The sequence below is a fragment of the Methylobacterium sp. Leaf456 genome, assembly GCF_001425465.1.
GTDB lineage: Bacteria > Pseudomonadota > Alphaproteobacteria > Rhizobiales > Beijerinckiaceae > Methylobacterium.
In genome coordinates this window covers 24,505-38,309 of record NZ_LMQV01000004.1, presented here as the reverse complement: position 1 = coordinate 38,309, position 13,805 = coordinate 24,505, and the positions used below count along the sequence as shown (strand labels likewise).

Annotated in this window: 14 protein-coding genes; 7 read left to right on the top strand and 7 right to left on the bottom strand. The window is 69.9% G+C overall.

Annotation, left to right across the window (positions count from 1 at the left end):
- Positions 1-711: 711 nt before the first annotated feature.
- Genes ASG52_RS05335 through ASG52_RS05315 form a run of 5 tightly spaced genes read right to left on the bottom strand, consistent with a single transcriptional unit; the run spans position 712 to position 5,171 of the window.
- Positions 712-1,785, bottom strand: coding sequence for an acyl-CoA dehydrogenase family protein (locus ASG52_RS05335; protein ID WP_056240103.1), 1,074 nt, complete (start codon positions 1,783-1,785; stop codon positions 712-714).
- 7 nt (positions 1,786-1,792) lie between these two features.
- Positions 1,793-2,338 (bottom strand): OsmC family protein, encoded by a 546-nt coding sequence (locus ASG52_RS05330; protein WP_056240101.1) that lies wholly within the window; start codon positions 2,336-2,338, stop codon positions 1,793-1,795.
- Positions 2,339-2,352: 14 nt separating this feature from the next.
- Complete coding sequence (locus tag ASG52_RS05325; protein WP_056240098.1) at positions 2,353-3,183, bottom strand: ABC transporter permease; 831 nt, start codon at positions 3,181-3,183, stop codon at positions 2,353-2,355.
- Positions 3,180-4,406 carry an ABC transporter substrate-binding protein gene (locus ASG52_RS05320; protein ID WP_056240096.1) on the bottom strand — a complete coding sequence of 409 codons (1,227 nt, stop codon included), beginning with the start codon at positions 4,404-4,406 and terminating at the stop codon, positions 3,180-3,182. Before ASG52_RS05320 ends, ASG52_RS05325 begins: the two co-directional genes overlap by 4 nt.
- Before the next feature lie 30 nt (positions 4,407-4,436).
- Positions 4,437-5,171 (bottom strand): ABC transporter ATP-binding protein, encoded by a 735-nt coding sequence (locus ASG52_RS05315; RefSeq protein ID WP_056240092.1) that lies wholly within the window; start codon positions 5,169-5,171, stop codon positions 4,437-4,439.
- Positions 5,172-5,480: 309 nt separating this feature from the next.
- Between ASG52_RS05315 and ASG52_RS05310 the strand changes: the two genes are divergently transcribed.
- From ASG52_RS05310 to ASG52_RS05295, 4 genes are all read left to right on the top strand, one after another.
- Positions 5,481-5,780, top strand: a complete 300-nt coding sequence (locus ASG52_RS05310; protein ID WP_056240090.1) for a gamma-butyrobetaine hydroxylase-like domain-containing protein — start codon at positions 5,481-5,483, stop codon at positions 5,778-5,780.
- An 11-nt stretch (positions 5,781-5,791) separates the two neighbouring features.
- Positions 5,792-7,528 (top strand): fumarate reductase/succinate dehydrogenase flavoprotein subunit, encoded by a 1,737-nt coding sequence (locus tag ASG52_RS05305; RefSeq protein ID WP_056240087.1) that lies wholly within the window; start codon positions 5,792-5,794, stop codon positions 7,526-7,528.
- Between the two features lie 182 nt (positions 7,529-7,710).
- Positions 7,711-7,944, top strand: coding sequence for a 4Fe-4S dicluster domain-containing protein (locus ASG52_RS05300; protein ID WP_056240084.1), 234 nt, complete (start codon positions 7,711-7,713; stop codon positions 7,942-7,944).
- A 5-nt stretch (positions 7,945-7,949) separates the two neighbouring features.
- Complete coding sequence (locus ASG52_RS05295) at positions 7,950-8,909, top strand: HEAT repeat domain-containing protein (protein WP_056240082.1); 960 nt, start codon at positions 7,950-7,952, stop codon at positions 8,907-8,909.
- Positions 8,910-8,915: 6 nt separating this feature from the next.
- On the opposite strand, the gene ASG52_RS05290 is transcribed toward ASG52_RS05295, so the two are convergent.
- Both ASG52_RS05290 and ASG52_RS05285 read right to left on the bottom strand, forming a co-directional pair.
- Complete coding sequence (locus ASG52_RS05290; protein ID WP_056240080.1) at positions 8,916-9,536, bottom strand: pyridoxamine 5'-phosphate oxidase family protein; 621 nt, start codon at positions 9,534-9,536, stop codon at positions 8,916-8,918.
- Between the two features lie 70 nt (positions 9,537-9,606).
- Complete coding sequence (locus ASG52_RS05285; protein WP_056240077.1) at positions 9,607-10,371, bottom strand: Crp/Fnr family transcriptional regulator; 765 nt, start codon at positions 10,369-10,371, stop codon at positions 9,607-9,609.
- A 288-nt stretch (positions 10,372-10,659) separates the two neighbouring features.
- Here ASG52_RS05285 and ASG52_RS05280 point away from each other — a divergent pair, with 288 nt between their 5' ends.
- The 3 genes from ASG52_RS05280 to ASG52_RS05270 are packed head-to-tail and all read left to right on the top strand — an operon-like array spanning position 10,660 to position 13,795.
- Positions 10,660-12,102 carry an ABC transporter substrate-binding protein gene (locus ASG52_RS05280; protein WP_056240075.1) on the top strand — a complete coding sequence of 481 codons (1,443 nt, stop codon included), beginning with the start codon at positions 10,660-10,662 and terminating at the stop codon, positions 12,100-12,102.
- On the top strand, positions 12,099-12,956 hold the full coding sequence (locus ASG52_RS05275) for an ABC transporter permease (protein ID WP_056240071.1): 858 nt from the start codon (positions 12,099-12,101) through the stop codon (positions 12,954-12,956). The genes ASG52_RS05280 and ASG52_RS05275 overlap by 4 nt, the downstream gene beginning before the upstream one ends.
- Positions 12,953-13,795, top strand: coding sequence for an ABC transporter ATP-binding protein (locus tag ASG52_RS05270; RefSeq protein ID WP_056240068.1), 843 nt, complete (start codon positions 12,953-12,955; stop codon positions 13,793-13,795). The genes ASG52_RS05275 and ASG52_RS05270 overlap by 4 nt, the downstream gene beginning before the upstream one ends.
- The last annotated feature ends 10 nt before the right edge of the window (positions 13,796-13,805 follow it).

The following is a 13,805-nucleotide window of genomic DNA, read 5'->3' as shown; positions in this document are numbered from 1 at the left end:
GCGCCTCCGAGCCGTCAAGTGGGGAGGGATTTGGGCGGCGTGTATCCCTTGGATTGCAGCGAATTCCTCCCGGAATCGTATTTCACGAAAGTGGGCCACGACACGCTGATATCGTGACCGACGCGGGGAGGTCCGCTTCTTTCCGCGAAGCAGACGCCGCATCCGTCCAGCCGCTAAGTCTGCAAAGGGTCAGGAGTTCGCATGCCGACTGGTCGGCTACGCGCCATTAGCCGACCTTGGACTGACATGCGCCGAACCGCCGCTTTCGCCCCAAGCGGACTATCAGCTTAGCCGATTAAGATGTCTTTGATAGAGCAAGAAGCAGATCTATTGACGACACTCATAATATCAGCAGGTTCGCACAAATAAGCTGCTTGTGTTTCTTAATCTTCGCCGGCCAGGTCGGTGGTCCGATAAGTCATTCCAGGCTGCTGAAGAACCGCTCTGCCAGCTGTTCCGCCTTGAACACCTCACCCCGCAATCGACAAAGGCTGGCGGCTTAGCCGGCAGATGGATACGCAAGTCGACGTGGAGGGAAACGCACCAGCATCGGCGTATCAGCGCCGCTTTGGGCGAGGGGGCGGAGTATTCGCTCGTGACCGCGCGTTGACGTGAGGGAGTGGTCCAGGGGCCGAGATCGCGTCGGAACATGCGACACGGGTTCCGCGATGGCACCGCTACCGGGTACGGGTCAGACACGGTCCCGGCGAGTCAGGCCACCCTCGCGAGTTCCGTCGTGATGTGCTTCACCGAAGGCGTTATCAGCGCGACGAACTGAGCTTCGCGCAGGCGGCGGAACGGCTCCGAACCTTCGAGATAGCCGCGGGCGCCGAACTGGAGCATGGCGGTCTGCGCCGCCTCCAGCGTCAGGAACGACACGTCGAGGCGAAGTCGCAGGGTGTCGAGGAAGGTCGCGCGGTCGGTCTCGGCATGACGCTCGGCCGCCGCGGCGATTCTTTCGCGGAGTGCCTCGGCCCGCGCTTCGATGGCCTCGGGCCCGAGCGGCAGGGATCGGCCGTCGTGGCGGCCGCGGGCGTCCTCGCGCATCAGGCGGGCGACGCCGCGGGCGAGGCCGAGCCCCATGCCGGTCTGGAGCAGGACGAAGCCGTTGCGGATGCGCGGCACGAAGGCGCCCGCGTCGTGGGCGATCACGTCGGCGTCGGGCAGGTATGCGTCGCGCACCATCACCGTGACGGTGCCGGTGCCCTCCAACGCCACGAAGCGGGCGTTGGCGGTGATCGCGACCGCCTCGCTGCCCGCCTCGAACAGGCCCATTACCCTCTGGCCGTCGGGCAACGAAAAGATGCCGGCGAAAAGGTGGCCGGGGGCGAGGTTCGAGACCCAGGGCAGGCGCCCGCGCACCCGGTAGCCGGCGCCCTCGCGCTCACCGCGCAGCGCCAGCGGCTCGATGCCGGAAAACGCCTTCATTGGGTTCGACAGCCCGGTGCCGCCGAGGCCCGCGCCCTCAGCGAAGGCGGCGAGGTGGCGGCGCGCGCCGGCCTCCTCGGAGCGGGCGAGATACCAGACCAGCGCATCCTGGCACCACATGCAGAAGGCGGTGGAGAGGCAGGCTTCACCGGCCTGCGCCATCGCATCGATCGCCGCGCGCAGGCCCGCGGGCGAGCCCTCGATATGGTGGGCGTAGGCGCCCGCTGCCCCGAGCGACCGCAGCACGTCGTCCGGGTATCGCCCGGCATCGATCGCCGCGAGGCGGGGGCGCAGGTCCTCGCGCACGATCTCCGCGACCGTGCGGGGCGAGGGCGCGATACGGGCACTTGCCACCATGGCGGGGTCAGGCCCGGGCCAGGGTGACGGAGACCGGGTTCTGCACCGTGTTGAGCACCGGCGACCATTGCGCGGCATGCGCCACCAGGGCGTCGAGTTCCTCCGGGCTCGCGCCGTCGATGTCGAGATGAGCCTTGAGCCGGACAGTGGTGAGCCCGACCGGCTTCTCCGAGAGGTCGCCCGTGCCCCAGACCGAGGTGATGTTGATGTCGCCTTCCGACTCGATCGTGATGCCGCGCACGGTCCAGCCGCGGGCCACCGCATTGGCCTGGAGGCCGACCGCGACGCAGGTGCCGAGCGCGGCGAGCAGCGCCTCGGTCGGATTCGGGGCGGTGTCGTCGCCCAGAAGCGCCGGCGGCTCGTCGACGACGTGAGCGTCGAGGTTGCGGACGTAGTTGAGATGGCGGAAGCGGCGCCCCTCCGCGATGGTTTTGGCCCGCACGGTCTTCACCACGGACGGGTCGGCGCGGCCCCGCTCGGACAGCGCCTGAAGCCTGTCGCGGTCGATTGTCTCGAAGGTCTGAACGATCTCTCTCACGGCATTCACGGTCATCTCGAAAAAATCCTTCAGGTGGCGGGAGTCCAGCGGGCGCGGGCGGCGAGCCGTCCGAGCCCGCTGTCGAGGGCGAAGCCGATCAGTCCGATCAGCAGGACGAGGGCGGCGAGCCGGTCGTAGGAGAGGGTGTCGCGGGCGTCGTTGATGGCGTAGCCGAGCCCGCTCGTGACCCCGAGATATTCGGCCGGCACCAAGACGATCCAGGCGACGCCGAGCGCGAGGCGCAGTCCGGTTAGGATATCCTGCAGCACGGCGGGCACCACGACGGTGCGCAACGTGGCGAGGCGGCCGGCGCCGAGGTTGCGCGCCATGGCGAGCCAGACCGGATCGACCCGCTTCACCCCGGCGGTCGTGGCGAACAGGATCGGCCAGATCGCGGCCGCCGCGATCAGGAAGACGATCGCCCCGTCCCAGCTCGGGAAGGCCAGCACCGCCACCGGCATCCAGGCGAGCGGCGAGATCATCCGCAGGAGCTGAAACGGCGGCTGGAGGATGCGCTCGGCGAGTGGTGACGAGCCCATCAGCAGCCCGAGCGGCGCGCCGAGCCCGAAGGCGACGCCGAGCCCCTGGCCGATCCGTAAGAGGCTCGGGGCGGCGGCGCGCCACGCCTCGCCGGACGTGAGGAGTTCGGCGAAGGAGGCCAGTGCCGGGCCGGGCGCGAAGCCGGCAAAGGCCGCGTAGCCCGGCACGCTCTCCAGCACGAGCCCGGCGACGAACCACACGAGGCCGAGCCCGGCGAGCCCGAGGAGCGTCGCCAGCCGGTCGAGCGCGGGGCCGATCCGGGCCGGACGACGTGGCGGCACGGTCGCGGCCTCGGCGGCGAGGGTAACGCCCCCGCTCACAGGCTCAAGGTCTCCTGGCGGGTGAGCGCGGCCGGATCGCTCGCCCCCGGCCATTCGGGATAGCGCTTGAGCGCGGCGGCGACGAAGCGGTCGTCCACGAGATCGCGCGCGACGAAGTCCGGATCGAGGCCTTTGAGGAAGGTGGCGTCGCCCTCGACCACGGTTTGGCCCATTGCCTCGACGATGAGCTTCGTCGCGGAGCGGTAGGGCCAGGGCTGGAAGTCGATGCGGCGTGCCGCCCAATCGGGATGGCGGATTGCGCCGCTCCGCTCGTAGGCGGGCCCGTAATCGGTGGTGGCCTTGATCACCACGTCGGCCGGCATCGGCAGGTAGCCGCGGCCCTCCTTGGAGATGAGGCGGGCGACTTCCTCGCGGTTCTTCACGCAATAGGCCTGCGCGCGGACGATGGCCTCGACCGCCTTGCCAGTCCATTCGGGGTTGGCCGTCACCTGCCGCTCGTGGGCGACGACGACGCAGCAGGGGTGGTTCTTCCAGATATCGCCGGTGAAGCGCAGCATCCGCGCCCCGGCCTTGAGTTCGCCCAGCGCATTGAACGGCTCGGCGACGATGTAGCCGTCGATCTTGCCCGCCGCCAGCGCCGCCGGCATCTCCGGCGGCGGCAGGATCTGCAGGGCGCACTCGCCTGCAGCCGCCTCGCCGCGGATCACCGGCGTCACGCCGGATTCCCGCAGCGCGTATTGCAGCACGACGTTGTGCATCGAGTACCAGTACGGCACCGCGACGCGCTTGCCCGCGAGGCCCTTGAAGTCCTCGATCCCGCTCTTTCCCCCGACGACGATGCCGGAGCCGTTGGTGTGGGCCCAAGCGAGCACCTTGACCGGGAACTTGTTGTTGTATCGCATCCAGACCGGAATGGGCTTCAAGAGGTGGGCGAGGTTGAACTTGCCCGCCGCGAACCCCTCGACCAGGGCCGACCACGAGCGCACCGGCGTCGGCTCGGCGACCTTGAGGCCGGCCTCCTCGAAGTAACCCTTGGCGTGGGCCACCAGCAGTGCCGTGGCATCGGTGATCGGCAGGTAGCCGATGCGCACGGTCTCGTCGTCGGCCGCATGCGCTGCCCGGCCCGACAGGCCGAGCGTCCCGCCGCCGAGGAGGGCGGCCAGCCCGCCGCGGGCGAGCGCGTCGAGGGTGTCGCGCCGGGTCCAGTCGGCCCGCGTCCATTCGTGCGTCCACAGGGCGGAGAGATCGTCGGGGGCGCTCATCGGGTCTCGTTTTTTTTACTTTTTGGGAGGTCAGGCGGCGGCGCGCTGAGGCGTGGTCGGGCCGAGGCGGCGGCGAAGTTCGGCCTCGGCGTCGTGACCCAACAAGAAATCGTCGGCGATGCGGGCCGGGCGGCCGGCGAGCACCACGACGCGGCGGGCGAGCGCCGCCACGTCGGCGAGATCGTGGGTGACGACGATCAGGGTCAGCCCGCGGATTTCAGCCAGCCGCAGCACGTCGGCGCGCAGGCTCGCGCGCATCTCGGGATCGAGCGCCGAGAACGGTTCGTCGAGGAGCAGGATGCGCGGCCGGCTCGCCAGTGCGCGGGCGAGCGCCACGCGCTGCTGCTGGCCGCCGGAGAGCTGGTGTGGCTTGGCCCCTGCCCGCTCGCTCAAGCCGAGATCGTCGAGCAAGCGGCGGGCCTCCGCCACGGCGTCGGTGCGCCCGAGCCGCCTGCCGAAGCGGGCCGGCAGCAGCACGTTGTCGAGGACGGTGGCCCAGGGCAGCAGCGCTGGCCGCTGGAACATCACGGTGCAGCCGGGCACCGGGCCGCGCACATCCGCGCCATCGACCCGCACCGTGCCGGAGTACGGGGCGGCGAGCCCGGCGAGGACCTGCAGCAGCGTCGACTTGCCGACGCCCGAGCGGCCGAGGATGCCGACGCGCTCGCCGGCGTCGACCGCGAGATCGACGCGCTCGAACACCGGTGCCGGGCCGTAGTGGTAGGCGACCGAAGCGAGGGCGAGATGGGGTATGAGACGCGTCATCGGTTCCGGAAACTGGGCGCAGCCCGCACCTCCCCGGCCTCGAAGGCCTGCGGTCGGCACCGTGGGCCGCGTGTGGTCAAGATGACCGATCGACGGCGGCAAGATCAATGAATGCAGAATCCAAATATTGCTCAGCTCCGGGGAGATTTTTCCGCGCAACGACGCAGCGATGATGCGTTTCGTCCTTATGGGCTCGACAAGCCTCGCAGGCCCCCCCTTCCGGTGCCGGAAGGCAATTCCTTGCTTCAATCGCCCTCCGCCCGGCGGTCTAACCGCGCTGGTCGAGACGTTTGGTCGAGGAGGACGGACATGGCGGCGATCCCGCGCGAGATCAGGCTCACCGAGGGGCGCCGCCGCCTCGACGTGATCTGGGAGGACGGCTCGGCCTCGCACCTCGCGGCCGCCACCCTGCGGGCGCACAGCCGCAGCGCCGAGACCGTCCGGGCCGGGATCGACGGGCTGCCGCCCGCGCTGCCCGACGACCTCGCCATCACCGCGGTCGAGCCGGTCGGCACTTACGCGGTCAACCTCGCCTTCTCCGACGGGCACGACCGCGGGATCTTCCCCTGGCCGTACCTGCGGGCGCTCTCCGACGGCACGGCGGCTTGAGGGCCTTGGCTATGGACGAGATTCGCGACGCGACCTCCGAGGTCGCCTGCGACGTGCTGGTGATCGGCGGCGGCACCGCCGGGCCGATGGCGGCGCTGAAGGCCAAGCTGCGCAACCCGGCGGCCCGCGTGGTGCTGCTGGAGAAAGCCAACGTGAAGCGCTCGGGCGCGATCAGCATGGGCATGGACGGGCTGAACAACGCCGTCATCCCCGGCTACGCCACGCCGGAGCAGTACACCAAGGAAATTACCATCGCCAACGACGGTATCTGCGATCAGGCGCCGGTCTACAGGTACGCCGAGCGCTGCTTCGAGATCATCCAGGAACTTGACCGGTTCGGCATCCGCTTCCAGCGAGATCACAACGGCGATTACGACGTCAAGAAGGTGCATCATCTCGGCACCTACGTCCTGCCGATGCCGAACGGCGACACGGTCAAGAAGGCGCTCTACCGGCAATTGCGCAAGGCGCAGGTGCTGATCTCGAACCGCTTCATGGCGACCCGCCTGCTCAACGCGCCCGACGGCGCGGTGGCGGGTGCGGTCGCGGTCAACACCCGCACCGCCGAGTTCCTGACCATCCGCGCCAAGGCCGTGATCCTGTGCCTGGGGGCGGCCGGGCGGCTCGGCCTGCCGCATTCGGGCTATCTCTGGGGCACCTACGAGAACGCCGCCAATTCCGGCGACGGCTATTCGATGGCCTACCACTCGGGCGCGGGGCTCGCGAACCTCGAATGCTTCCAGATCAACCCGCTGATCAAGGACTATAACGGCCCCGCATGCGCCTACGTCGCCGGCCCGTTCGGGGCCTATACCGCCAACAGCGCCGGCAACCGCTTCATCGAGTGCGACTACTGGTCGGGCCAGATGATGCAGGAATTCTACAACGAGCTTCAGAGCGGCAACGGCCCGGTCTTCCTCAAGCTCGATCACCTGCACGCCGACACCGTGTCGGAGATCGAGACGATCCTGCACAAGGTCGAGCGGCCCTCGCGCGGGCGCTTCCACGAGAACCGCGGCACGGATTACCGCGAGCGCATGGTCGAGATGCACATCTCGGAGGTCGGCTTCTGCTCCGGCCACAGCGCGTCGGGCGTGTTCGTCGATGAATTCGCCCGCACCACCGTGCCGGGGCTCTATTCGGCCGGCGACATGGCCAACGTTCCCCACAACTACATGCTCGGCGCCTTCACCAACGGCGCAGTGGCGGGCGAGCACGCCATCGATTTCGCGGGCGAGATCGATCTCCCGGCGATCGACGCCGAGCAGGTCGCCTACGAGCGCGAGCGGGTGCTTGCCCCGACGAAGCGCGAGGACGGCATTCCGCCGAACCAGATCGAGTACAAGACCCGCCGCTTCGTCAACGATTACCTCCAGCCGCCCAAGGTGACGGCCAAGATGGAGATCGGCCAGCGCCGCTTCGGTGAAATCCGCGAGGATCTGGAGACCCGCATGGTGGCCCGCGACAGCCACGAGTTGATGCGGGCGCTGGAGGCCGCTTCGATCCTCGATTGCGCCGAGATGGCCGCCCACGCCTCGCTGTTCCGCACCGAGAGTCGCTGGGGCCTCTACCACAACCGCACCGACTATCCGAGCAAGAACGACGCGGAGTGGTTCTGCCACACTCTCCTGCGGAAGGTGGACGGGCGCATGGTGAGCGAGAAGCGCCCGATCACCCCGTACATCGTGCCGATCGAGGCAGGCGAGCGCGGCGCCTACGACCGCCAGCGCGTCCGCAAGCAGGCTTGAAGAGCGACACGCCTCATTCCCCCCAACACCCTCATCCAGAGGTGCCGGAGCGAAGCGGAGGCCTCGAAGGAGGGCTCCAGCGTATCGCGCGACTTCTGGAGCCCTCCTTCGAGGCCCGCCGAGGCGGGCACCTCAGGATGAGGGTGGGGATGGAAGGAAGGCACCCGTTTCAGGAGACACCGATGCCCCTCGCCCACCAGCCCAGCACGGTCCCGGTTACCGTCGACCCGGACAAATGCATCGCCGACAAGGGCTGCACGGTCTGCGTCGATGTCTGCCCGCTCGACGTGCTGCGGATCAGCGACCTCACCGGCAAGGCCCACATGAAATACGACGAGTGCTGGTACTGCATGCCCTGCGAGACCGACTGCCCGACCGGCGCGGTCACCGTCCAGATCCCCTACCTGCTGCGGTGAGCCCGATGCCCATCACCGATCCGTTCGAGGATTTCGGCGACGTCGCCGAGATCGCCGAGGGCCTCGCCGACGCGGACCCGGCGGTGCGCCGCGTCGCGGTGCTGGCGCTCGCCGAGACCGCCGACCCGGAGGCGGTGCCGCATCTGGCGCGCGCCGCAGCGGACGCCGACCCGGACGTGCGGCGCCAAGTAGCCCTCTCGCTCGGCGGCTTCGACGGGCCCGACACCGCCGCCGCGCTGGCTGGTGCGCTGACCGATCCCGACCGGTCGGTCGCGGCCGCCGCCGCCGAGAGCCTGACCGAGCTGAAGGACTCGTCGGCCGGCGTGCCGCTGCTGCCGCTTGTGGGCCATGCCGACGCCTTCGTGCGAGCCGCCGCCCTGCGGGCGTTGCGAGGCCTGCGCCTGCCCGAGGCGCTGGGCCCGGCGGTCGCCGCGCTCGGCGACGTGGAGCCGGCGGTGCGGGCGCAGGGCGTCGGCGTCATCGCCTATCTGAAGCGGGAGGAGACGCTGCCCTCGCTCGTCGCGGCGACCCGCGACGCCGATTCCGAGGTGCGGCGTGCCGCCATCGGCGGCCTCGCCTTCTCGCGCTACGCCAGCGCGGTCGAGGCCATCGCCGGCGCGTTGCGCGATCCCGAATGGAGCGTGCGCGAGACCGCCGCCGAGGCGCTCGGCCGGGCGGGAAATACGGAGGCCGCCGAGGTGCTGATCGCGGCTCTGGGGGACGCCGCGTGGCAGGTCCGCCAGAAGACGCTGCGCAGCCTCGGCCGGCTCAAGGCGCGCCGCGCGGTGCCGATGGTGCTCGTCGCACTCTCCGACGCGATGGCGGGCTTGCGCAAGGAGGCGGCGGCCGCGCTCGGCGAGATCGCCGACCCGGCGGCGCGGGCGGGGCTGGAGGGGATTGCGAACGACCCAGACCCGGACGTGCGCAAGACCGCGCGCTGGGCCCTCGACCGGTTGGCGGCATAGGACCCTTCACCACATCGTCCGGCGCGCCCGCTCGGCCCAGGCTGCGTCGTAGGCCTCGCCGCCGATGCTCCCGGCGCTCAATTCGGCGAGAATTTGCCCTGGGGTCGGGAGGGTCTTCGGATCGACCTGGCTCCCGGCCCGCCACAGGCCGGAGCGGATCAGGGCGCGGGCGCACTGGAAATAGACCTCGCGCACCGCGATCACCATCACGGTCCGCGGCGCCTTGCCCTCCACGGCGAAGGACGCGCAGAGGTCCGGGTCGCCGTCGATGGTGGCGAGCCCGTTGACGCGCAGCGCATGGCCGAGGCCGGGGATCAGGAACATCAAGCCGACGCGCGGGTCCTCGATCACGTTGCGCAGGCTGTCGATCCGGTTGTTGCCGCGCCGGTCGGGCAGCAGGAGCGTGCGGGGATCGGCCACGCGCACGAAGCCCGGCACGTCGCCGCGCGGCGAGCAATCGAGCCCGCCGGGACCGGCAGTGGCGAGTGCCAAGAACGGCGAGGCCTCGATCAGGCGGCGGTAATGCGGCGTGACGTGGTCGACGACCTTCGTGGTCGATGGCACGGCAACCTCACCGAGCGCGCCGTAGATGCGCTCCAACTCCGCAATAGTCCGGATCGCCGCCATCACCCATCCCCCGTGACGGACCGGCTTAGCCGATGCGGGCACGGCCGCAAATCCGAGGGTGGGGCCGGCCTCACCCCTCCGTCAGCACGATCTCCTGCAACCGCCCCGGCCGCACCAGCCGGATATGCGCGGCGTCGATCGCCACAATGCCCTCGCGCTGGAAGCGTTTGAGCATCATCGTCACCCATTGCCGGGTCGAGCCGACCAGCGCCGCGAGTTCGTCGTGGGTGATGCGGCGGCGGATGACGACGGTTCCGTTCTCCGGGGTGCCGTAGAGGTCGCCGAGGTTGAGGAGCAACTGCGCCAGCCGCTCGATGACGGAACGGGTGCCGAGCATCTGCGCCATCGCGGTGTAGCACCGGCCCTTGGCCTCCAAGGCGGCGATGAGGCAGAGGGCGAAGGCCGGCATCTGACGGATCAGGCCCCGCAGCGTCGCGCTCGACAGCACGGTGACCCGTACCGGCTCGATCGCCACCCCCGACCATTGATGGCAGCCGCCGCCATGGATGCTTGGCCCGCCGATGAAGTGGCCGGGCGTCCAGTAAGCGAGCGTCACCTGCCGCCCGGACGGGCCGGAATAGAACACCCGCACGCGGCCCTCCTCGATCAGGAAGATGCCCTCGTGTGGCGCGCCTTGCGTGAACACGCTCTCGCCGGGCGCAAGGCTCACCGAGCGGCCGGCGGCGCGCACGCGGGCGATCTCGGCCGGCGTCAGTCCGTCGAGGAAGCTCGCGCCGTCGTCCAGCCCCTCGACCGTCTCGCTGAGGAACAGCGCGCTCGCGATCAGCGGCGCCGGGCGGCGGGGTTCGGGAAGCGCGAGGGGGGCCGATGACATGGGGAGAGACCTCGGGGCGACGTCCGGTCTTCGGCCCGTCTCCCGGTTCGATTGTCGGCGCGGCGTACTTGAGAGCAATTCCAAATTAGGGGCTCGATTGAACGCATTCTTCTCCGGCGCAGAATTTTGCGGGAAGATATTTTTTAATTGGCAACAACAACAGCAGGACCGAACAATTCCCATCCCACCGACGAAATTAATTGCTCGCTGCGGCGACCGTGCGGAGGGCACACCGGAGGCGTCGCCGTCTTTCCGAGCGGCCGACGAAAACCGTCCACGGAGCCCCCGGTGCCTCAACGCTTCCCGCTCACCCGCCGCCTCGCCACCCTCCTGCTGGCAGCGACCGCGCTCGGCGCGGCGGCGCCCGTCTCGGTACGGGCCGAGACCATCCGGGTCGCCGTCGGCACGCAGGACACCACGATCAACTGCGCCACCGGCGGGCTGCTGATCCGCGAGTTGAAGCTCTTGGAAAAGTTCCTGCCGCGGGACGGCAAGTACAAGGACGCGACCTACGACATCCAGTGGCGCAACTTCAGCAGCGGGGCGCCACTCACCAACGAGATGGTGGCGGGCAAGCTCGATCTCGGGGCGATGGCCGATTTCCCCGGCTCGCTCAACGGCTACGCCTTCGCCAAGGCCGGGCGCCGCTCGCTGTTCATCTCGGTGCTCTCGGGAAGCCTGCGCGGCAGCGGCAACGGCATCGTCGTGCCGAGAAAGTCGCCCGTACAATCCTTCAGTGACCTGAAGGGCAAGACGATCTCGGTGCCGTTCGCCTCGACGGCGCACGGACTGCTCCTGCGGGCGGTGAGGGCGCAAGGCTGGGAGCCGGGCCGCGACGTCACCATCATCACCCAGGCGCCGGAAGTCGCGGGCGCGGCGTTGCTCGCCAACAAGATCGAGGCGCATGCCGACTTCGTGCCCTTCGCCGAGCTGTTTCCGTGGCGCGGCTTCGCCCGCAAGATCTACGACGGGGCGCAGGCGAACGCCCCGACCTTCCACGGCGCGCTCGCGGACGGCGACTACGCCGACAAGTACCCGGAGATCGTCACCGCCTACCTGCGCGCGGCGATCGAGGCCGACCGGCTGATCGCGGCCGAGCCCGAGAAGTATGCCGAGCTGATCGAGCGGGTGACCGGGATCGAGGCGGAGGTCGCCTACCTGTTCCACGGGCCGCTTGGCCTCCAGACCCGCGACGTGACGTGGAAGCCCGCCTACCGGCAGGCGGTGAAGACCTCGTTCGAGACGCTGAAACTCCTGAAGAAGGCCGATTCCGACATCGATCTCGACCGCTTCGTCGACGACCGCTTCATCCGCGCGGCGAGCGCCCAGGCCGGGCTCAACTACGAGGCACGGCTGACCGACGAGGCGCCGCTGGCGCTCAAGGCCGACGACGCCGCCACGGGGCAGCCGATCACCGATCCGTCCCGCGTGGCGCAGGTCTGGGTGCGCGGCGAGGCCCATGTCCGCCACTACGCCGCGCCGGAGGCCGCCTTCGCGGCGCTCGCCGAGATCGAACGCCAGGGCCGCGAGGCCCGCGCGGTCTACGCGCAGGACCGGGGCACCGGCATCAAGCTGTTCGCGACGCAGGCCTGGTACGTGCGCGACGGACAGGGCGGCCTGAGCGCCTTCCTGCTCAAGGGCGACGCGCAGGGCTACGCCGCGGCCCAGGGCGGCGAGGTGCTCGACTTCGCCGGCGCGCGAGCCGGCCATCCGAAGCTGTCCGCCCGATGAGCGCCTCCGCGATCGAGACGGCGCCGGCCCTGCGCGCGGCGCGCCGGTCCACGGTCCGGGCCCGGAGCCTGCGGGCGCTGCCACTCGGGCGCCTCGCGCTCCGCGCCCTCGCCCTGGCACTCAGCCTCGCCGCGTGGCATCTCGCGGCCACCTACCGGCTCGATCTCGGCGTCGTCACCTTCCGCAATGTGCCGACACCGACGGCGGCCGCGCAGGCCGCCTGGGCCTTGCTACACGCGCCCGCGCTGCCGACGCATCTGGCGGCAAGCCTCGCCCGGGTGCTGTCGGGCTTCCTTGCCGCGCTCGGCGTCGGCGTCGTCCTGGGACTGGCCATCGGCCGCTCGAAGCGCGCCCACGACCTGCTGCTGCCGCCGCTCGAAGTTTTGCGGCCGATCCCCGCCGTCGCCTGGATTCCACTGGCGATCCTGATGTTCCCGTCCTCCGAGGTGTCGATGGCCTTCATCACCTTCACGGGGGCGCTGTTTCCGATCCTACTCAACACCGTGCACGGGGTGGAATCGGTCCATCCGCGGCTGGTCGCCGCCGCCCGCAGCCTCGGGGCGGGGGACGCCGCGATCCTGCGTGAGGTGATCCTGCCGGGTGCGGCGCCCAGCATCGTCACGGGCACGGCGATCGGCATGGGCACGGCGTGGTTCTGCCTGATCACCGCTGAGATGATCTCCGGCCAGTACGGGATCGGCTACTTCACTTGGGAATCCTACACCCTGCAGAACTACGACGACATCGTCGTCGGCATGCTGCTGATCGGCTTGCTCGGAATGGGATCGAGCCTCGTGGTGCGCCGGCTCGGCGCCTGGGCGACGCCGTGGGCCGGCGCGGGAGTCCAACGATGAGCGCCGCACTCGCCGAACTCCAAGTGGACGACAGGGCGGATGACGGCCACGTGGCCATCCGCGGCGGCGCGATCCGCCTCGGGCAGGGCGCTTCGGCCTTCGATGTCGTCGAGGGTATCGACCTGGACATTCCGGCTCGCCAGTTCGTCTGCATTCTCGGGCCCTCGGGCTGCGGGAAGTCGACCCTGCTCGGCGCGGTCGCCGGCCATCTCGCGCTGTCGCGCGGTAGCGTCAGCCTCGATGGGAGGGCGGTGACAGGCCCGCACCCGGATCGCGGCATCGTCTTCCAGCAGCACACGCTGTTTCCCTGGCTCAGAGTCCTCGACAACGTCGCCTTCGGCCCGAAGATGAAGGGCGTCAGCCGTGCCGAGCGCCGGGAGCGCGCCCGGTCGCTGCTGGCCCAGGTGGGACTGTCCGACTTCCTGGAGGCTTACCCGGCGGAGCTATCGGGCGGGATGCAGCAGCGCGTCGAGATCGCCCGCGCGCTGATCAACCGGCCGCGCGTCCTGCTGATGGACGAGCCGTTCGGGGCGCTCGATGCGCAGACCCGGCTGACAATGCAGGAACTGCTCCTCGACATCTGGACGCGCCACCGCACCACGATCCTGTTCGTGACGCACGACATCGACGAGGCGCTGTTCCTGGCCGACCGGCTCATCGTGATGACGCCGCGCCCGGGGCGCATCCTCGACGACATCCCCCTCGAGTTCGGCCGCCCGCGAGAGCGCGGGCTGATCACCGAACCGCGCTTCACGGCGATCAAGCATCGCTGCCTCACGCTGCTGCGGGGCACGCCGGGCGGTGTGCCGCTCGCGCGGCTGAGCCCCATCGGCGTATAAATCGCTCCGT

Coding starts and splice junctions, on each gene's coding strand:
- ASG52_RS05335 (WP_056240103.1), bottom strand. CDS start 1,785: ATGGTGGCAAGTGCCCGTATCGCGCCCTCGCCCCGCACGGTCGCGGAG.
- ASG52_RS05330 (WP_056240101.1), bottom strand. CDS start 2,338: ATGACCGTGAATGCCGTGAGAGAGATCGTTCAGACCTTCGAGACAATC.
- ASG52_RS05320 (WP_056240096.1), bottom strand. CDS start 4,406: ATGAGCGCCCCCGACGATCTCTCCGCCCTGTGGACGCACGAATGGACG.
- ASG52_RS05315 (WP_056240092.1), bottom strand. CDS start 5,171: ATGACGCGTCTCATACCCCATCTCGCCCTCGCTTCGGTCGCCTACCAC.
- ASG52_RS05310 (WP_056240090.1), top strand. CDS start 5,481: ATGGCGGCGATCCCGCGCGAGATCAGGCTCACCGAGGGGCGCCGCCGC.
- ASG52_RS05305 (WP_056240087.1), top strand. CDS start 5,792: ATGGACGAGATTCGCGACGCGACCTCCGAGGTCGCCTGCGACGTGCTG.
- ASG52_RS05300 (WP_056240084.1), top strand. CDS start 7,711: ATGCCCCTCGCCCACCAGCCCAGCACGGTCCCGGTTACCGTCGACCCG.
- ASG52_RS05295 (WP_056240082.1), top strand. CDS start 7,950: ATGCCCATCACCGATCCGTTCGAGGATTTCGGCGACGTCGCCGAGATC.
- ASG52_RS05290 (WP_056240080.1), bottom strand. CDS start 9,536: ATGGCGGCGATCCGGACTATTGCGGAGTTGGAGCGCATCTACGGCGCG.
- ASG52_RS05285 (WP_056240077.1), bottom strand. CDS start 10,371: ATGTCATCGGCCCCCCTCGCGCTTCCCGAACCCCGCCGCCCGGCGCCG.
- ASG52_RS05275 (WP_056240071.1), top strand. CDS start 12,099: ATGAGCGCCTCCGCGATCGAGACGGCGCCGGCCCTGCGCGCGGCGCGC.
- ASG52_RS05270 (WP_056240068.1), top strand. CDS start 12,953: ATGAGCGCCGCACTCGCCGAACTCCAAGTGGACGACAGGGCGGATGAC.